At 41.1% G+C, this 18,794-nt stretch carries 15 protein-coding genes and 1 riboswitch; of the genes, 14 read left to right on the forward strand and 1 reads right to left on the reverse strand.

Going from position 1 to position 18,794, the window contains the following annotated elements; all coding sequences use genetic code 11:
- The first annotated feature begins 45 nt into the window (after nt 1–45).
- The 12 genes from NST94_RS13795 to NST94_RS13850 all read left to right on the forward strand — a co-directional run bounded on the left by NST94_RS13795 (nt 46) and on the right by NST94_RS13850 (nt 14,289).
- Nucleotides 46–978 carry a LysR family transcriptional regulator gene (locus tag NST94_RS13795; protein ID WP_339282086.1) on the forward strand — a complete coding sequence of 311 codons (933 nt, stop codon included), beginning with the start codon at nt 46–48 and terminating at the stop codon, nt 976–978.
- A 16-nt stretch (nt 979–994) separates the two neighbouring features.
- Nucleotides 995–2,110 (forward strand): 5-methyltetrahydropteroyltriglutamate--homocysteine S-methyltransferase, encoded by a 1,116-nt coding sequence (locus tag NST94_RS13800; protein WP_339282087.1) that lies wholly within the window; start codon nt 995–997, stop codon nt 2,108–2,110.
- A gap of 139 nt (nt 2,111–2,249) precedes the next feature.
- Nucleotides 2,250–3,377, forward strand: a complete 1,128-nt coding sequence (locus NST94_RS13805) for a 5-methyltetrahydropteroyltriglutamate--homocysteine S-methyltransferase (RefSeq protein ID WP_076302015.1) — start codon at nt 2,250–2,252, stop codon at nt 3,375–3,377.
- A 164-nt stretch (nt 3,378–3,541) separates the two neighbouring features.
- Nucleotides 3,542–4,264: a YebC/PmpR family DNA-binding transcriptional regulator gene (locus NST94_RS13810; RefSeq protein ID WP_036678376.1), complete on the forward strand. Its 723-nt coding sequence runs from the start codon at nt 3,542–3,544 to the stop codon at nt 4,262–4,264.
- A gap of 7 nt (nt 4,265–4,271) precedes the next feature.
- Nucleotides 4,272–4,334, forward strand: a riboswitch (Fluoride riboswitch).
- A gap of 67 nt (nt 4,335–4,401) precedes the next feature.
- Entirely contained in the window at nt 4,402–5,712 is a 1,311-nt protein-coding gene (locus tag NST94_RS13815; protein WP_076302016.1) for a voltage-gated chloride channel family protein, read from the forward strand.
- 446 nt (nt 5,713–6,158) lie between these two features.
- Nucleotides 6,159–7,724: an ABC-F family ATP-binding cassette domain-containing protein gene (locus tag NST94_RS13820; protein WP_076302017.1), complete on the forward strand. Its 1,566-nt coding sequence runs from the start codon at nt 6,159–6,161 to the stop codon at nt 7,722–7,724.
- Nucleotides 7,725–7,819: 95 nt separating this feature from the next.
- On the forward strand, nt 7,820–9,109 hold the full coding sequence (locus tag NST94_RS13825; protein WP_076302018.1) for an amidase: 1,290 nt from the start codon (nt 7,820–7,822) through the stop codon (nt 9,107–9,109).
- Nucleotides 9,110–9,278: 169 nt separating this feature from the next.
- Nucleotides 9,279–9,869 (forward strand): sigma-70 family RNA polymerase sigma factor, encoded by a 591-nt coding sequence (locus NST94_RS13830; RefSeq protein ID WP_076302019.1) that lies wholly within the window; start codon nt 9,279–9,281, stop codon nt 9,867–9,869.
- Nucleotides 9,847–11,472 carry a DUF4179 domain-containing protein gene (locus NST94_RS13835; protein ID WP_076302020.1) on the forward strand — a complete coding sequence of 542 codons (1,626 nt, stop codon included), beginning with the start codon at nt 9,847–9,849 and terminating at the stop codon, nt 11,470–11,472. The genes NST94_RS13830 and NST94_RS13835 overlap by 23 nt, the downstream gene beginning before the upstream one ends.
- 89 nt (nt 11,473–11,561) lie before the next feature.
- A complete protein-coding gene (locus NST94_RS13840; protein ID WP_076190427.1) occupies nt 11,562–11,789 on the forward strand; it encodes a hypothetical protein in 228 nt (75 codons plus the stop codon).
- A 128-nt stretch (nt 11,790–11,917) separates the two neighbouring features.
- Nucleotides 11,918–13,078, forward strand: a complete 1,161-nt coding sequence (locus tag NST94_RS13845; RefSeq protein WP_076302021.1) for a DHHA1 domain-containing protein — start codon at nt 11,918–11,920, stop codon at nt 13,076–13,078.
- A 68-nt stretch (nt 13,079–13,146) separates the two neighbouring features.
- Entirely contained in the window at nt 13,147–14,289 is a 1,143-nt protein-coding gene (locus NST94_RS13850) for a copper amine oxidase N-terminal domain-containing protein (RefSeq protein ID WP_076302022.1), read from the forward strand.
- 74 nt (nt 14,290–14,363) lie between these two features.
- Here NST94_RS13850 and NST94_RS13855 read toward each other — a convergent pair whose 3' ends face one another.
- Nucleotides 14,364–15,164: a polysaccharide deacetylase family protein gene (locus NST94_RS13855; RefSeq protein ID WP_076125834.1), complete on the reverse strand. Its 801-nt coding sequence runs from the start codon at nt 15,162–15,164 to the stop codon at nt 14,364–14,366.
- Nucleotides 15,165–15,479: 315 nt separating this feature from the next.
- Here NST94_RS13855 and NST94_RS13860 point away from each other — a divergent pair, with 315 nt between their 5' ends.
- Both NST94_RS13860 and NST94_RS13865 read left to right on the forward strand, forming a co-directional pair.
- A complete protein-coding gene (locus NST94_RS13860; protein WP_339282088.1) occupies nt 15,480–17,036 on the forward strand; it encodes an ABC transporter ATP-binding protein in 1,557 nt (518 codons plus the stop codon).
- Nucleotides 16,987–18,792 (forward strand): ABC transporter ATP-binding protein, encoded by a 1,806-nt coding sequence (locus NST94_RS13865; RefSeq protein ID WP_081383274.1) that lies wholly within the window; start codon nt 16,987–16,989, stop codon nt 18,790–18,792. Before NST94_RS13860 ends, NST94_RS13865 begins: the two co-directional genes overlap by 50 nt.
- Nucleotides 18,793–18,794 lie beyond the last annotated feature (2 nt).

An 18,794-nucleotide genomic window follows, 5' to 3' on the forward strand; every position in this document is an offset into this window, starting at 1 on the left:
GAAACAGAATGTAGTACGAATAGGTCTGGAACAGGGGGAATAGGAGTGACGTTGCAGCAGCTCCGCTACGCTATCGAAATTGCAAATAGTGGCTCCATGAATGAGGCGGCAAAGAAACTCTTTGTTTCTCAACCGAGCCTGTCCAACGCTATTAAAGAGCTTGAAAATGAACTTGGGATTACCATCTTTGAAAGGACGAACCGTGGAATCAGCATTTCTGTAGAAGGAATGGAATTTCTCGGATATGCCCGTCAAATCATTGAACAAACAGAGCTTATGGAGAATCGTTATACTGGGAAAAAGCGTAGCCCAATCTATTTTTCCATTTCGACTCAGCATTATGCTTTTGTGGTAGATGCTTTTGTGAGTCTCATGAAGCAAAGTGATGTCTCAGAGTACAACTTCAGCTTGAGAGAGACGCAAACCTACGAAATCATCGAAGATGTGCGTACTCTCCGTAGCGATTTGGGGATTCTTTATATTAACGAGAGCAACTATAAGCATATGAATAAGCTGTTCAGTGACGGTAATCTGAAATTCACGCCACTCTTTAATACTGACCCACATCTTTATGTTAGAACTGGACATCCGCTTGCCCAGAAGGAAAGGATCTCGCAGGACGATATTTTACCTTTTCCGTATATTACTTTTGAACAGGGTGAGAACAATTCACTTCACTTCTCGGAGGAAATGTTAAGTTTTTCTCAGATTGAGAAGAATATTAAAGTGAATGACCGGGCAACCTTGACCAATTTATTAATGGGCACGGACGGTTATACAGTGGGTACAGGAATCATGGCATCCGATCTGAACGGTAATGGACTGAAGACGATTCCATTTGAGAGTAATGAAGTATTCACGGTTGGTTGGATTGCGCATAAAGATCGTAGACCTAGTGTGATGGCATCCAAGTATATAGAAATCTTAAATGACTTGGTTTCCGGAAGTTATTTTGATCTAAATCATTTTTTACTATAGCTGTAGGAGGATCGGTATGATTAGACCCGTAACTGGCACCCAGAGAAATGCTCCACCCTTTCGCTATGATATCGTCGGCAGCTTCTTGCGTACGGAAGAGATTAAAGCAGCCCGCCTCCAATATGAGAATGGTGAAATTACAGGTAGTGAGCTTTATGAAATAGAGAATATTGAGATTGCTAAACTACTGGAATTAGAAAAGGAAGTAGGATTATTAGCAGTAACAGATGGTGAGTTTCGCCGTTCCTGGTGGCATCTTGATTTCTTTGTCGGAATTAAAGGAACTGAAAAGATTAACTTAAACCAAGGGAATGGAAGAGCCGAAACGGTTCAGCGTGCAGAATCATTCCGAATTGTTGACCGGATTTCCTTTGAAGATCATCCCATGCTACAGCAATTTATAAAGCTCAAGGAAATGGCGGGAGACCGGATACCCAAAATGACGATTCCATCACCTGCCCTATTTCACTTTGTGGAGGAGTTTAATGGAAATGAAGTTTACCCTGATAAGGAAACTCTATTTCAAGATATCATAGCGGTTTACCAAACTGCGATTCAAGCCTTTTATGATGCAGGCTGCCGTTACCTTCAGTTAGACGACACAACTTGGGGAACGCTGAGCAGTGGCCGACATCGCGCACATTTGCGCAGTAGAGGTACAGATCCCGATCAGTTAGCGAAGGATTACGTTAGGCTGATCAATGAGAGTATTGCGAATCGTCCGCATGATATGACCATCGCGCTGCACGTTTGCCGAGGTAATTTTCGCTCCACTTGGTTCGCTGCTGGCGGTTATGAGCCTGTTGCCGAGGTGCTTTTTTCCAATACCAAAGTTGATGCCTTTTTCTTGGAATATGATAATGAACGAGCTGGCGATTTCGAGCCCTTACGATTTATTAAAGACCAATTTGTAGTGTTGGGATTAGTAACGACCAAACATGGGGGTCTGGAGAGTAAAGAGCAGCTTAAGGCAAGAATCGAAGAAGCCGCACAATATGTAGATATTGAAAAGCTGTGCCTAAGCCCTCAGTGTGGATTTGCTTCTACGGAGGAAGGAAATATTCTAACTGAAGAAGAGCAGTGGGATAAAATACGCCTTGTGATCGAAACCGCCCGAGAGGTCTGGTTATAATTAAATAAGCTAATTTGGTGGCCTGCTATAGCGTAAGCTTATGGTAGGCCATAGTTTTTAGGAGTTACCCTGTCCTGATTGTACAGTGCTATAGTGAATTCAACAGAAAAGCACAGACAATGAAGGAGGACGAACCCCTATGAGTACCATCCAAAAAGGAAAACAAAGAACTGAAGTGCCATTCAGAGTAGATATCGTTGGCAGCTTCTTACGTCCGGAAACGATTAAGAGAGCTCGTGTCCAATATCAAAATAATGAAATCTCCGCTGATGAATTGCGCAAGGTAGAAGATACAGAGATTGCCAGAGTTGTGAAAAAACAAAAAGCGGTCGGATTAAAAGGTGTAACGGATGGAGAGTTCCGCCGCTCCTGGTGGCATTTAGATTTTATGTGGGGCCTTGAAGGGGTAACAAAGAAAGTCAGCCCAGTGGGCTACCTGTTTAATGGTGTAGAGACCAGAGCGGAAACTGCAGAATTATCCGGTAAAATCCGTGGGACTAAGCATCCGATGATCGCTGACTACAGACAATTGGTTAGCATAGCGGGAAATGATGTAGTAGCGCGCCAAACGATTCCTTCGCCAGCGCAGTTCCTTGCTGAACTTCAGCGCAATCAAAAGACTACTGTAGCTGTTTACGACAAGCAGGATGAACTTGTGGCTGATATTGCTGCAGCTTATCGTGAAGTTATTCGTGATTTCTATGAGGCAGGTTGCCGTAATCTGCAATTGGACGACTGCACATGGGGTATGCTCTGTGATAAAGGGTATTGGAAAGCCCGTCAAAAAGAGGGTGTAGATGTTAACGAAATCGCTAAGTTATATGCATTTGTAAATAACGAAGCGATAAAAGATCATCCAGCAGATATGGTTATCACGATGCATGTATGCCGTGGGAACTACGCGTCCACTTGGGCAGCATCCGGCGGATACGAGCCTATCGCAGAAGTGTTATTTGGAACGGTGGATGTAGATGGTTTCTATCTGGAGTTCGATACGGATCGGGCCGGAGACTTTGCACCCCTTAGATTTATTAAAGATCAACAAGTAGTTTTAGGTTTGTTCAGTTCGAAGTCAGGTGAGCTTGAGAATAAAGAAGAAATCATTGGACGGATTAAAGAAGCTTCGCAATATGTGGATATCAATCAGTTGTGCCTGAGCCCACAATGTGGTTTTGCCTCTACGGAAGAAGGAAACCATCTGACAGATCAACAGCAATGGGATAAACTGCAGTTTATTAAAGAGATTGCAGATGAAATTTGGCAGTAATCTATAAAAAATTAGCAGGCTCCTGATTGAATCAGGGGCTTTTTCTATCTGTATTGTGACAGCTTAGAGGATTAACCTACTACTGCACTTTACTAGAGCTATCGAAGAAGGGTATAATAAGTAACAATTGTTTTTAATTCATGTTGAAAGAGAGCGGGAACAATATGGGTCGTAAGTGGAATAATATTAAAGAAAAGAAAGCTTCCAAAGACGCAAACACAAGTCGTGTTTATGCAAAGTTTGGTGTTGAGATTTATGTAGCAGCAAAGAAGGGCGAACCCGATCCAGAAGCGAACCGGGCCCTGAAAGTTGTATTAGAACGTGCAAAAACTTACAATGTACCAAAAGCGATCATTGACCGTGCGCTTGATAAGGCTAAAGGTAGCGCTGAAGAAAATTATGAAGAGCTTCGTTATGAAGGATTTGGACCTAGCGGTTCAATGATCATCGTTGATGCGCTCACAAATAACGTTAATCGGACAGCTCCATTGATCCGTTCAACCTTCAGTAAGAATGGCGGAAATATGGGTGTCAGCGGATCAGTAGCTTACATGTTTGACTCTACGGCCGTTATAGGTGTGGAAGGTAAAACTGCTGATGAAGTAATTGAAATGATGTTTGATGCAGAACTTGATGTACGCGATGTGCTGGAAGAGGATGATGCAGTTATTGTTTATGCAGAACCTGATCAGTTCAATGCAGTACAAGAAGTATTCAAGAATGCAGGCATCACTGAATTCACTGTAGCTGAGTTAAACATGCTTCCACAAAACTATGTGGCACTCCCAGAAGATGCTCAAGCTCAATTCGAGAAATTGATTGATGCTTTGGAAGACCTGGAAGATGTTCAACAAGTGTATCATAACGTAGATTCAGAAGAAGAATAATTTAAGTTTTATAAAGGGCGATGGAGTTCGCCGTAACTGTCTCTCTGAGACTAATGACTCCTACCAGTGCGAGCTTCCCTGGTAGGAGTCTGTTTTATTGTTGAGACTAATTTATTTTGTCCTTAGGAGCTGTCGAGATGAATCCATGGTCTACCCGATGGTTTGAAATCACTAAGAAGCGAAGTTATTTTGCACTTTGGAGTACATTTATCAAATGGATTGTGCTCGGCAGTGTAGTTGGTATTTTATCCGGCACCGCCTCTGCTTTTTTTCTAAAAAGCTTGGATTACGTAACAGATGTACGTTTAGAGCATCCAGGGCTACTTTATTTGTTGCCTCTTGGGGGAGTATTTGTTAGTTTCCTATATATGCGTTACGGAAAAAACAGCGCTAAAGGAAATAACCTTATTATAGAACAAATTCAGGATGGTAACGAGACCATTCCATTACGGATGGCACCCTTAGTATTGTTCGGGACACTGGTAACCCACTTATTTGGTGGATCCGCTGGGCGTGAAGGGACAGCTGTTCAAATGGGCGGAAGCCTTGCGGAATGGTTCGGAAAGCTGATTAAAATCAGTCCTCTGGATCGTAAGATACTGTTAATGTGCGGGATCAGTGCAGGCTTTGGTTCTATTTTCGGAACACCGCTGGCTGGAACCTTATTTGGTCTAGAGGTAGTAACCATTGGACTTATTAGCCAACAGGCATTACTTCCATGTTTTGTGGCTAGCTTTGTTGGTGATCTGGTCACCACTCGATTGTGGGGTGTTCATCATACACACTATGTAGTGAATGAATTTCCAGCTTTAAGTTTAATGATTATTCTAAAAGTGGTATTGGCCTCTGTAATTTTTGGTCTCGTGAGTATGCTTTTCAGTGAACTGACTCATTTTCTAAAAAGAATCTTCACCGCCAGGATAAGCAATCCAATGATAAAAGGTGCCGTAGGTGGATTAATTATCATTGCCTTAGTATTCCTTGTAGGGTCTCGTGATTACTTAGGCCTCGGAATTCCATTAATCAAGGATTCTTTTGAGGGAGATGTCTCGCCGTTCGCTTTTTTATGGAAGCTGATCTTTACCGCCTTTACCTTAGGAACAGGATTTCAGGGTGGTGAGGTTACTCCGTTATTTACGATTGGTGCCACACTAGGCAATGCTTTGGCTGGAATATTACATTTGTATGGACCCTTTTTAGCTGCCCTCGGTTTTATTGCTGTCTTCTGTGGAGCTACTAGCACGCCTATCGCTTGCTTCTTAATGGGGATCGAGCTGTTTGGTTCGGAAGGAGCCATATACATGTTTATCGCTTGTGTGGTGAGTTATTTATTCTCCGGACATAGTAGTATTTATACTTCACAGCTTATCGGTGTATCGAAGAGCCAGTTCATTACAATTCCTCAAGGAACTAGGATCGGTACGGTCAAACGCCCCCGCAAAAAATAAGAGGACCTCTCGGATGATGGTTGACAAGTGCGGTTACACGATTTAAAATGTAGCCAAACGAAGGGATGGTTCAACATGATTCATGTGGAAACTGAAAAATTATATACCAGAAGCTGCTCCGAACAATCGGATACAAACGATGAAACGTTGTCCGGAGCTTAATCAAAAAGCGAATCGCTTTTTATATCATCGAAAGATAGCTAGGTCATTTTAGTGTGATTATTCATGCTTATTTGATTACGCCATCTTCCGATGTTAATGATTAAGAGGCTGTAGACAATTTTCGTCTACAGCCTTTTGTGTTTATAATGTTCAGTTTCCAAACTGACAATTATCTATTTGTGCCGTCTATTCGTGCACTAATAAGCAGAAGGCTTGCGCCCAAGGGCGCGGTGTCTTCTGCTTTTTTTTGTGCTTAAAAACAATTATAGAAAAGAGGAAAGCAAATGAGTTTACTTGAGGTTTCTAATGTATCACATGCTTTTGGAGATAAAGTGCTGTATAAACAGGTTTCTTTGGAAGTCTACAAAGGGGAGCATGTAGGTGTAGTGGGTCAGAATGGAACAGGGAAAAGCACATTGATTGGTATTCTGACGGGCGAGGTGATTCCTGATGGTGGAACGATTAAATGGCAGCCCAATATCAAAATAGGTCATCTTGATCAATACGCGGTTATTGATGGGTCAAGTACCGTTCAAAGTTATTTAAGGAGAGCGTTCACTGAATTATACGAAATGGAAGAAAAGATGAATGCACTTTATGCGGAATGTGCTGTTTCTGGCAATGAAGTGCTTTTGCAGAAGGCAGCAGACCTTCAGGAACGACTTGAGGCGCTCGACTATTATTCTATCGAGAGCAATATCAGTAAAGTGGTTACGGGGCTAGGATTAAATGCAATGGGGATGGACCGTCCTATTGATCAGCTTAGTGGGGGGCAGCGAACCAAAGTTATATTGGCAAAGCTGTTGCTTGAACAACCTGATGTGTTATTGCTCGACGAGCCCACCAATTATCTCGACACCACGCATATTAACTGGCTTGCTGAATATCTGATAGCGTTCGATCAAGCCTTTATTGTGGTCTCTCATAACTACACTTTTCTCGATAAAATATCAACAAGCATTTGCGATATTGAAGGGGAAACGATTAAAAAATATCATGGCAAATATGCTGATTTTTTGAGACAGAAGGAGCATTTTCGAGAAAGCCATTTCCGGCAGTACCATGCACAGCAGAAAAAAATTGAAGCCACTGAGCAATATATCCGGAAAAATGGTGCTGGTGTTAATTCTAGAATTGCCCGTGGCCGTCAGAAGCAGCTGGATCGTATGGAGAGAATCGCTGTACCGACGTTTGTCACTAAAGCATCTATCCGTTTTCAAGAGCTTCCTGTTACTGCACAAGTTGCGCTTAGAGTAGACCATCTTGTGGTTGGTTACGATAAGCCGCTGCTGCCCAAATTAACATTTTCCATTCGAGGAGGACAAAAGATAGTCATAGCAGGCTTTAACGGCATCGGAAAATCAACATTGCTGAAAACATTAGTTGGTCAAATCCCCAGTGTTGACGGGGCATTCCGCTTTGCCGAACAAGTCTCTATTGGTTACTACGAGCAAGATTTAATTTGGGAAAACGATAACATGACACCTATAGAAATCGTCGCATCGTTTTATCCAAAATTGACTATTAAGGAAATACGTCGTCATCTAGCATTATGTGTTGTAAAAGATAGTCACGTTACACAGCCTATCCGTACACTCAGCGGTGGCGAACAATCCAAAGTTAAGCTGTGTCTTTTATTGCTTACAGCATGTAATTTCTTAATCTTAGATGAGCCCACTAATCACTTAGATGCCGAAACAAAAGATGCTTTACAGAATGCTTTAATCCAATTTAAAGGTACAGTGATTCTAGTTTCTCATGAGGAGCAATTTTATCAAGGGTGGGTGGATCGTGTAATCAATATTGTGGATGAAAATAGAAATAGAGAACTAAAGTATAGCCATAGATAAGGTTAACTAGTAACATAAAGTTGTTCCAAATTAATACAATCGTCTTCAAATGGCTTCCTGGTTTAAGTGAATATTAAGGAGGGCTCCAATCAGACATGTACATTAATAAATCTTCGTTAGCTCAGTTTGCTCAGGGCAATAAGACCTCAGATGTGACCATGGATAGATATCTTACACAATATTTAGATCTTTACGATAAGGTAGAACCACACGTGCGTGCTTTTGTGCCAGAGGAGAACCGAGCAGATAGAATAAAAAATGAAGTGGCTAGGGTAAAAGAGAAGTATTCGGAATTTCCTAAACCATCGCTATATGGAATACCTGTTGGAATCAAAGATTTAATTCACTTAGACGGGTTGCCTACCCGTGCAGGGTCGAACCTTCCCCCACAAGCTTTGACGAAGTCTGAGGGCAGTTTTATTCAAAAGCTTCGGCAAAAAGGGGTTTGGTTCACCGGCAAAACAGTGACGGAGGAATTTGCTTATGCCGGACCTATCACAACCCGCAATCCTCATCAGCTGGATCATACGCCTGGCGGCTCTAGTGCAGGCTCTGCTGCTGCGGTTGCCGCGGGTATCTGTCCATTTGCGATAGGTACACAAACCTTGCGTTCTGTTATGGCACCTGCTTCATTTTGCGGAGTGGTCGGCTTTAAACCTAGTTATGCGCGTATCCCTATAGATGGTGTCCAATTGATGTCGCCATCTTTTGATACGTTTGGATTTTTCACTCAGGATATGGAGGGTATGGACTTTCTCGCCGCGGAGCTAGTAACAGAATGGAAACCATTTAATGAAGCTCGTAAACCTGTGCTAGGGATACCCGAAGGTGTATACATGACATTATTGGAGGATGACACCAAGATAACCTTTCAGAAGCAGCTTAAGAAGCTTGAGGAAGCAGGGTTCAGCATAAAAACAGTTGCGATGCCGTGGGAAGATAGCTTTATCTACGGAGATGCCATGGTGCGGTTTGTTCACGGAGAAATGGCGCAAGTCCATCATTCACTATTTGATATTTATAAAGATCTTTATGAGGATACCGTACGGCAGGCTATTTTATCTGGACGAACCATCACTGAGGAAGAACTGGAAGGATATCGTAGCGGACAAATCAAGCTCAGAAATGATCTATTAGATGTGCAGAAGTCACAGGGGATTGATCTGTGGGTTTCGCCGGCTCAGGCAGGAACAGCTCCGCTGTGGGGTTCACGAACCGGATGGACCGGAATGACGGCCATTTGGTCATATGCTGGAGCGCCTGCGGTGAGTATTCCAGCTGCCTCTATAAACAACATGCCATTAGGATTTCAATGTATCGGGGCATATGGTAGGGATGAAGAGTTAATTTATTGGAGTAAAGTGGTTTCTTTAGCGCTTCAGTGATTCTATGGCTTTAGAAATGGATCAATTGTTGTATTTTGTTCTAAAACGTAATCGGTAGATTACACAGTAGGTCTTCGTTTTATTTGAAGATCTACTTTTTTTTGTATAAAGTGAGAGTTTTTTTAATAGGGATCGTCTATATAGTATCGTGCTTCAAGGAGGCTTCAGGGTGAAGGGACATGTACCGAAAGTTGAAAAAGAGGATGAGAGGCTATGGATCCAAAATGTTCTCGATGGACATAAAGAAGACTATTCGTATCTTGTAAATCGATATAAGAATAAAATTTATGGGCTTTTGCGAGGAATGGGAGCCAATCATCAAGATGCACAAGACATAACGCAGGAGACGTTTATTAAAGCTTACCGCAAGTTGGCCTCACATGATTTGGATAAGAATTTTGCGGCGTGGCTATATGCTATCGCGACTAATTTACTGAAGGATTTGTGGAAAAAAGACCGACCGACAGCGAGTTTGCCGGACGACAATGCCGAATATTCTCTTTCGGATAATCCAGAAGAAGAATTAATGCGATCGGAGCATCGCACAGAGCTGCTTCACCTGATGCAGAAGCTCCCGTCTAATTATCGTACGGCTTTACTGCTTCGTTATACCAATGATTTAAGCTATGAAGAAATGTGTATGGTTCTAGATGTTCCATTAAGCAAGATTCAAAATGATTTATACCGGGCTAAACAGCGTTTGAAGCAGCTAATTACACTCCAGGAGGTGAAGACCGATGAGGTGCTTAAATTCCTATGAGATCGAAGAATATATTTTAAGCAAATCTATCTTTCGAGATCAAGCCGTAGCTGAACATATGGCAACTTGTACGCATTGTAATATGATCTACGAAGCAGAGCTTGAGGAACAAGCTGAATGGTCGCAGGCTATGTATGAAGAGCGCTTACCAGATTCATTTACTGCTCAAGTAATGGCTTCTTTGGAACAAGTAGAGCTTGAGGAATTTACTCCAACACAAAGGAATCGCAAGCATCCGAAGCGCAATAAGTTGCTGAGATTATTTATGGGTGCGGCGTTGTTACTGGTTGTGCTAAGTGCCGTGATCTTATATTCCGTTCCTACACTGGCAGAGACTTTACGTTCTCTTTTTGTAAAAAACAACATGGACATTGGCCTTCTACGAGCACAAGAATTTGGGTTGGTAGAGCATCCTAATATTAAGGTGAAGGATAAGGGCTACACAATCAAAATAGATGAAGCAGTTGCAGATCCTACACGGGTAATTGTTGCGTTACAGTTGTTTGGACCAGATGGAAAGCATGATAAAAAGCGGTTGGCCCTTAATGATGGGAACAGTATTGCGATTAAGGATGATCAAGGGAAGGTTGTTGGGGAGTTATACGATATAGGATTTACCAGTGACTTTTACTATTTGATCGCTAATTTCACTGAACCTCTGCAAACTGATCGAATTACGGTCGAAGGTCATATTACTGAATTGGGAAGTGAACACAAGAACATCCCTACTCTTAAAGGGGATTGGAATTTCAATTTTTCGATGGATATGACAGAAGCGAATAAACAAACAACCTCCATGCCACTAACGGGTAGCTACACCTCCCCGGACGGTTTAACAGTGACCTTGAAAAAATTAACTCATATGGTGCAAGGTGTTCGTTTTGAGTTTGATACGCAATTGAGTGAAGAGGCATTGACCCGTTCTCCTGACGAACTATGGAAGCAACAGGGCTTGAAATTCCATTTTGAGGATACAGCAGGCGAAGAGATTCACAGTGTTAATGCTAGAAAGTTTCCTAATAAAAATAGCGTGATGTCCTACTCTAACCTTCCCGGGGCAACAAAGGGACTTATGCACTGGAGCTATACGTTTAAATATTTACCTCAGGATACGCCTTATACTTTCGTATTGGATGGATATTTCATCCCAGAGAAGGATGGTTCTAGTGTGCAATTTGAGCCTGCCAAGTTGAAAGAACAGCCGATTCCCTTTGCATTTGACGGGGATGAACTGATGTTAAATGATTTTACAGTGGAGTCATCTCCCGATAACAATGTATCAGCGAAGGAAGGTGTATTACATTTTAGAGGAAGATTGAGAAATGAGTTTTTAAATAGTGAATGGATATTTAAGACACTAGATGGCAAGGAGTACAAACTCACTGAACAAGGAGCTTTTACTACTAAAGGGGTAGGATGGAAAGATGGTTATATTGAATTTATCGAGTCTCAGTCAAATAATCAAAAGAAATATTTCCAATTCCGTGCCGATGGCCTTACACAAATTCCCGAGCAGCTTCAATTAGTGCGCACGATAAACAATCGAATGTATTCTAATGTAGACTGGTCCGTTCCTATCATGGAAGCTAGCAAAAAAGAGTAAATATAGTTATTTGGTTTCCGGATTGTACAAGCAAATAAGGGGGAATAAGCATCTCATATACTATCACAATCGAAAAGAGGTGGTAGTTTATGACTGCTGCAGAGAAGAGAAAAATTCAAAGAGCTTTGAACGCATTGCGTAAGCAAAGAGTGGTTCTGAAAGAAAGTCTTAAAAGAATTGAAGCCATTCTTTGCAGGTTGCCTATTGGCAGTCGTGAAAGATTTGAATTGTTAGCAGTAAGAGACTCAATAGTAGAAGCGCTTCGACTAAATGCAATTGCCATTAGAAATTTAAAAGATGCTACTTGTTCTTGTTAATTACCCTAATACCAGTTCTACGCAGTTTTTGCGTGGAGCTGGTTTTTTTGAAATAATAAGATTCACACTATCCGTTATGATACTATAAACTTAAAATGTCGATAACGTAAAAAAGAGAGGAAACCATTATGACCAACAAACTATACTACAATTCTACATACCTGACTGATTGGCCAACCCGTGTGACTGAAACCATAGAACGAGAAGATGGGCTTTATGTTCTTTTGGAGGAGACGGCTTTTTATCCGCATGGTGGTGGACAACCCTGTGATCTTGGAGCTATTCAGGGAATTCCTGTGCTTGATGTAATCAGTGAGGAAGAGCTTGTACTGCATAAGCTGGAACGTTTACCTAATGAGGAATCGGTAACTTGTCAGATTGATTGGAATAGAAGATTTGACCATATGCAGCAGCATAGTGGCCAGCATTTGCTCTCAGCGGTTTGTCTAGAAAAACATAACTTTATGACCTTAAGCTTTCATTTAGGTGAGGACTATTGCACTATTGATATAGAAGTGCCAGAACTGTCTGCTGATCAACTGTACTCCATAGAGAGAGAAGTTAATCGGCAGATTTACTTAAATCACAATATTCTCAGCTATTTCGTAACAGGGGAAGAGGCTTCACAGCTTAAATTGGTTAAACAGCCAAAAGTGACAGAGAACATCCGGATTGTTGAGATCAAAGATGTTGAATACAACGCTTGTGGGGGGACACATGTGTCCTCAACGGGTGAAATTGGGATAATTAAGCTTTTGAAAGCTGAGAAAATAAAAGCGAACACGCGGATTTATTTTAAATGTGGATATCGTGCTTTAGAGGAATTTAATACTAGTCTGCAAATCCTTGGAACACTGTCTTCCAAATTCAACACAGGCAAAGATGAGATTATTGATCGAATTGAAAAATGGGAAAATGAACAAAAGCTGCTGCAAGCTGAAATTTACCTGCTTAAAGAAAAAAATGACGACTATGTTGTGCAAGAGCTTTTAAATGAGCAAGCGGGAAAGATGATCGCACAAGTATTTGAGGGTAAATCTCTAAAAGATCTACAGAGCTTAGCAAATAAGCTGACTTCGAAATGTGATCTTCCTGTATTATTAGCTACTTCTGCGGAGAATAAGGTTGTTTTTGCGCAGAATGGGAGCACGGAGATTTCCTGTGGAGCTTTTTTCAAAGCTCATCTAGGCAGCTATAATGGTAAAGGCGGGGGCAGCGATAAACTGGCGCAAGCAGGATTCCCAACTTGGGAGGATGCTTTGGCATTTTATGAGTTTGCTAGAGGGTGAGAAGAAACTTTTTCCATTATCTTCCGTCTAATTACATATGATTATAATGTCGAAGGAGACGGATAGATATGAATAAATGGAAGGTAACGCTAGGGATCTTTGCTGTTTTGATTTTAAGTACTGGATATGGATCGGTATCTGCGCAAGCAGACAAGCAAATTCAATTTAACTATAAAGAAATTGGAATCAGCAGTAAACAAGTGATCGCGGAGAATACAACTTTTGTACCCTTGAAATCACTCGCAGATGCTATGGGTTATACGTTATCGTGGGATCAAAAATCCAAAATGGCCAAGCTGGTACGTCCAGAGCGTGAAGTCATCTTCACCGCGGGTGCTGCAACGTCAAAAGTGAACGGGGCAGCGATGGCATTAACAAAATCTCCTCGTATCATAAAAGGTTCGTTGTACTTGCCATTGGTCTCTGCAGTCAGTGTACTCGGGGGTAAAACCGCGCTCAATAAAACGGATGGGGTTATCCAAATCGTAGATGAACCTAGATTTGTTGCTGCTTCTGTAGAAGGTAGATCCTATTGGATATCTCAAAAAAACGCTAATTTATATTACCGGGCTACGGCAGCCGGGAAACCAGTAATTATTGGCCAACTACCCCTTAAGGAGTCAGCTTACAATCATGGATTTGAGATTAAAAAACTTGGAAATGGCACGGACTTACTCCAGTTAACGGACAATCACTATGCAATGTTTAATGATTTCAGCAACAGCTATCAGGTATTAGTTCAAGCAGGTACAATAATTAAGCAAATGGATTATCATTATATGATTTCTGCTTATCCACATGCGCCTCAAGTACCTTCCACTCAGGTGTATATGACCGATGGGAAGAATGTTCAGTATATTACTAAGGATGGCGGTTTGGGCAAGTTGTTTGAGATGGAGAAATTAACCGGGGCAACCGGTGATTTCATAGTGGAGTACGCCGCGGAGGATGTGGCACTTGTTCGCTTATTAGATACAACACAATTATATATTGTCTACAGCAGTACAGGAGAAATCGTCAATCTCAGTGAACAACTGATTACTAGTGAGGATCGTAAAGAATGGGATAAAGTAAATGATGGCAGAGATCAATACATTCTGAGCAGAATGTTAGGGATGAAAAGCCGTAAGGGGAATGTGCTGACATTCACCTATACGCCAATCCTTGAGGAAAAAGCAAAAACAGTGACATATACACTTCTAGCGAAATAATTCGGAATCACATCAATATAATTAGTACAAAAAAGGAGCGATGTTGAACATCGCTCTTTTTTATGTATTTATGATTATTTCGTTGTCATCATACTTCCACCCTTAATCTGAACGGGTTGATCATTTATAGATACCCAAACATCTATGGCAGAATTGTTGCGGATAATCGTTTTGTCGGCACTTAATTTCAGTGAATACAGGGCAGTGACATAATCATAAATCTCAATATTAGTAGCGTACCAAATATCTGAATGTCCACCTGCTTGTTGGCAAAAAGTTTCGATTAACTCCCAATTGTTCTGCTGTGCGAACTCATAGCTATGGCCCCAAACATAACAGAGTCTTAGTTTCTGGGAGGGTCCTTCCATTGTGAATCGCTCCCAAACCTGATGCAGATCTTCAATATGGTGGCAGGTTGGATGCCATTCCATGAAATTAAGAGGCATATCAAACTGTTTGGTAGAGTGAACAGTGCGGCTGTATTCAATTCCAACGGACTGAAGTGGTGCAATTATCTCCTGAGAGTATGTACCGTAGGGGTAGGACATGCCTCGCACTGGATAATCCACCAGCTTTTCCAATCGTTTACGGTCTTCGAACAACTCTTCAATTACCATCGGTAAAGGAAGACGCTCTAGATGTGGGTGAGTAACGGAATGGGCGGACACTTCATGATTCCTGAGCGAATGCTTAACATCAGCGGGCGATAAGAACCCAGGTGCATTGATCATTGCACTATTTAAATGGAAGGTCCCTTTAATTCCATATTGATCAAAAATACCAGCCAAGCGGATATCGTGTTTCTGGCCGTCATCATAGCTCATAGTGAGCGCCTTTGATAATCCGCCTGGGAATAAGTTGAATTGAAGTTTCATGAATTCACACTCCTATAATTTGGTGAGCTTGAAAGTACTTCTTCCAATTATAAACAATTAACGTTATAATCAGATTCCACGTTTGAAAAGGAAAGAGTTTTCAGTGAAAAATATACACTTAAGGAGAGATGCTATCTGCCTGACTTTCTCTACGTTGTAAAGCTACTCTATGTAAAAGACAAAAGAAACTCACTTTTATATTTTATCACTAACCTGCTGAGCCCACCAATTCTATTTGCAGAGCTGTTCATAACGAAATATGTGGTTGACCTCATTCAGAACTTCACGACTAACGCCTACCTACATATCTTACTATTGGTAAGTTCACTGATGTTAATTTTATATCTGGCTGGCATCAATGGTTCTCTTCGAGCCATTTCTGTAACCAATTTAACGGCAACCAGTATTTATGAACTGGAACATAGTATTTTGGCTAAGACCTCTAAATTATCGACGGCTTTATTGGAAGATCCCGCAACAAAAACGATTAGAGAAAAAGCAAAACGGCTTTCCCTGATCGATTTGTTAGATCAATGGACCGGGGTGACAATCCACTTTATAACATTGATCGCACTAATCGTAGTCCTATCCTGTTATGGCTTTTATATCCTGGCAATGTTCATTTTAGTAGTACAAATTCTGCAGCTTTACCTCATCAGATGGATGTCTCGGAAAGTAGAGGCCATTTCAGCGAATCAAACCTCCTCTGTACGAATGATTAATTATATCGTTGATTTGCTGGTTAGTAGAAATACCCTCCCGGAAGTAAGAATGTACGGAATGTCCTCCTACTTGGTTACCACAATGAAAGAGCTCTTTAATGGAAATTTCAAACAAATGCACCGAAAAGTTATTTTATCTGAGACCTTAAGCTTCTCCCAAAGTATAATTATGACTTTATTAAACGGGCTTACGATTGCTATTTTAGCAATTACGCTTGGAGGTAGCGGGCAGAGCGCCGGACTTTTCGTATTATTACTTCAGATATCTAGTCAATTATTTATTGTCATTCCTGCACTAACAAGGATGTATTCTGATCTGACCAAAAGTCGCGTGCGCTTCAATGAGTATAGTGCGTATTTGGAACTTGAAGAGCAAGTTCAAAGAGATCCGGAAGATTCCATAAGGAATACCGATGCGATGCAGATCACAATTCAGCAGTTGAATTATCGTTATGCAACCAATGCACAGGACACGCTTAAAAATATAAACATGACCCTCAAACCTGGTGAACGAGTTGCTTTTGTAGGTGAGAATGGTTCAGGAAAATCCACGCTCATCAAGCTGATAGCAGGGTTATACCATCCAACAGCGGGAAACATCCAATGGTTTAATGGAGAGCAGGAAGTTCTGGCTCATAACGTCACAAAGGGTGTGAGAGTTGTATTTCAGGATTTCACTAAATTACATAGACCAATTCGAGAAAACATAGCCATGGGGAATATTGCTGCCATGTATGACGATTCAAGATTATTAACTGCGATGAGAAAAGCAGAAGCCGATTCTTATGGTGTTGCGTTGGACACTTTAGTAGGTCCACAGTTTGGGGGGATCGATCTGTCTGGTGGACAATGGCAAAGACTTGCGATTGCACGTGCTTACCTCAACAACGGCTCGCTTACGATTTTTGATGAACCTACTGCAGCCCTTGATCCTTACGCGGAACAGCAGGCGTTTGAAACCTTTATGAAATTAGGAGAGCAGCAGACCTCCATTATTGTGACACATCGGCTATATATGTCCAAATTTGTTGATAGAATTTTTCTGTTTGAGCATGGAGAGATCGTTGAAAGTGGAACACATGAAGAATTAATGATATTGGATGGTAAGTACAGGGGAATGTTTAACCGCCAGTCCTCTTTATATGGCTGAGAAAGGAGAGATTCTGCTGAGAAGAGACCTTAAGAATATTTTAACGATACTGGCACGGATGATTGGAAAAAGTCCAGTAATCTCAACAATAACGATCATAGTTCCTATAATCAGTGGATTATTAACTTTTTACTCGTATTCTGTTCAAGTTCATATCATTAATGCAGTAGCTGCTGGTGCGATAACCTTTATTCCGATTCTATGGTTTGTTTTAATTCATGGAGTACAAGCCTGTTCATTGAGTATAACCAACATAATGAAAAGTCGAATGAATGCGGAACTAACTCTCGCTTTCCAATCCGAGCTGATAGATATTGCAAACCAAGTTGACTTTGAGGATTTTGATGATGAAGAGTTTGGGAACAAGCTGCAAAGAGCTAAAACAATAGTTGGAGAAGATTTAGAGGGAATTACTGGTTTTTTGGTGTCCAGTGTAGGAAATATCTCAGGACTTATAAGTATCATCTGGTTATCGGCTACAAGTGGATATTTTTTAGTCACACTGGTGGTGGGTTTAATGATCGTATCTACTTTATCTTTTCGAATGTTTACTGAGATTAAAGTTAGAAGAACAGGGCGAGAGCTTACTTTTGACGGAAGAATGGGGGATTATCTAGCTGTAACTTTGGAAGATCCTAATGCGATTAGGGAAATGCGAATCTATAACTCTATCTCCTATTTTACGGATCTCTGGGCAAAGCTTATGAAGAAGCAGCATGATAAAAGGTATAGTGCGAGGAAATTCGAAATCAAAACAGGGATGATTGTGGCTATGGTTCAGACGAGTGCTATTTTTATCGTATTGGTCTATCTGTTAAGTAAAATGGGGGAGTCAAATACAGTTACTGTGGGGACAATCTCAGTATTATTTCTGGCTTTGTTAACTTGTGGTGGTAAAATCATGAGTTTGACTTGGCCGCTAAGCAAGCTTTACATCAGCAGCAGTAAATTATATGACTTAAATGAAGTGCTTACCTATAAAAATAGAGATTTCCAAAAAAATAATATCAATAACAGCTCTGAAGCTATGCTTCCTATTACCGTTTCAAATGTCTATTTTAAATACGCCAAATCCAGTAAGTATGTTTTATCTAACATCAATATGGTCATAAAGCCCGGTGAGAAAATAGCCATCGTTGGAGAAAATGGAGCAGGAAAGTCTACCTTGATCAAATTGTTATTAGGGCAGTACACTGCTAGTTCTGGATCTATTTACTGGAAAGACAGTCCAGAACCTCAAGGTAAAGTATCCGTCGTGTACCAGCATTCTATTAAATTCGAAATGACACTAAGAGAAAACATCCTGTTGGGTGATGCCAAATCTTCGGCGGACGATGTGAAAATACTAAGTATTCTGGAAAAATGTGAGCTGATGGATTTGTTTTACGAATTAGGGGGACTAGATGTAAGGTTAGGTCAAATGCTTGAAGGAAGCAGGCAGCTATCAGGCGGACAGTGGCAAAAGCTGGCGATAGCGCGTGCGTTATATAATGATGCGGATCTTATAGTGTTTGACGAACCTACTTCTGCGATTGATCCGAATGCTGAGATGCAGATCTATACACAATTATTAGATATCTGCCAAGATAAAGCTGCCATCTTCATTTCACATAGACTGGGCTGGGCGAAAAATGTTGATACGATCTATGTTATTGATAATGGAAGTATAGCTGAAGTGGGGCAGCATCAAGACTTAATAAATAATAAAGGGATTTATGCAGATATGTACGTTTTACAATCATCTTGGTATAACTAAAA

The organism is Paenibacillus sp. FSL H8-0282, from assembly GCF_037963825.1.
Lineage (GTDB): Bacteria > Bacillota > Bacilli > Paenibacillales > Paenibacillaceae > Paenibacillus_AQ > Paenibacillus_AQ odorifer.

What these genes read in the sequence shown, in the direction of transcription:
- NST94_RS13825 (WP_076302018.1), top strand. Translation starts at nt 7,820, where the DNA reads ATGTACATTAATAAATCTTCGTTAGCTCAGTTTGCTCAGGGCAATAAG.
- NST94_RS13865 (WP_081383274.1), top strand. Translation starts at nt 16,987, where the DNA reads ATGGTAAGTACAGGGGAATGTTTAACCGCCAGTCCTCTTTATATGGCT.
- NST94_RS13835 (WP_076302020.1), top strand. Translation starts at nt 9,847, where the DNA reads ATGAGGTGCTTAAATTCCTATGAGATCGAAGAATATATTTTAAGCAAA.
- NST94_RS13850 (WP_076302022.1), top strand. Translation starts at nt 13,147, where the DNA reads ATGAATAAATGGAAGGTAACGCTAGGGATCTTTGCTGTTTTGATTTTA.
- NST94_RS13815 (WP_076302016.1), top strand. Translation starts at nt 4,402, where the DNA reads ATGAATCCATGGTCTACCCGATGGTTTGAAATCACTAAGAAGCGAAGT.
- NST94_RS13820 (WP_076302017.1), top strand. Translation starts at nt 6,159, where the DNA reads ATGAGTTTACTTGAGGTTTCTAATGTATCACATGCTTTTGGAGATAAA.
- NST94_RS13840 (WP_076190427.1), top strand. Translation starts at nt 11,562, where the DNA reads ATGACTGCTGCAGAGAAGAGAAAAATTCAAAGAGCTTTGAACGCATTG.
- NST94_RS13800 (WP_339282087.1), top strand. Translation starts at nt 995, where the DNA reads ATGATTAGACCCGTAACTGGCACCCAGAGAAATGCTCCACCCTTTCGC.
- NST94_RS13855 (WP_076125834.1), bottom strand. Translation starts at nt 15,164, where the DNA reads ATGAAACTTCAATTCAACTTATTCCCAGGCGGATTATCAAAGGCGCTC.
- NST94_RS13805 (WP_076302015.1), top strand. Translation starts at nt 2,250, where the DNA reads ATGAGTACCATCCAAAAAGGAAAACAAAGAACTGAAGTGCCATTCAGA.
- NST94_RS13810 (WP_036678376.1), top strand. Translation starts at nt 3,542, where the DNA reads ATGGGTCGTAAGTGGAATAATATTAAAGAAAAGAAAGCTTCCAAAGAC.
- NST94_RS13845 (WP_076302021.1), top strand. Translation starts at nt 11,918, where the DNA reads ATGACCAACAAACTATACTACAATTCTACATACCTGACTGATTGGCCA.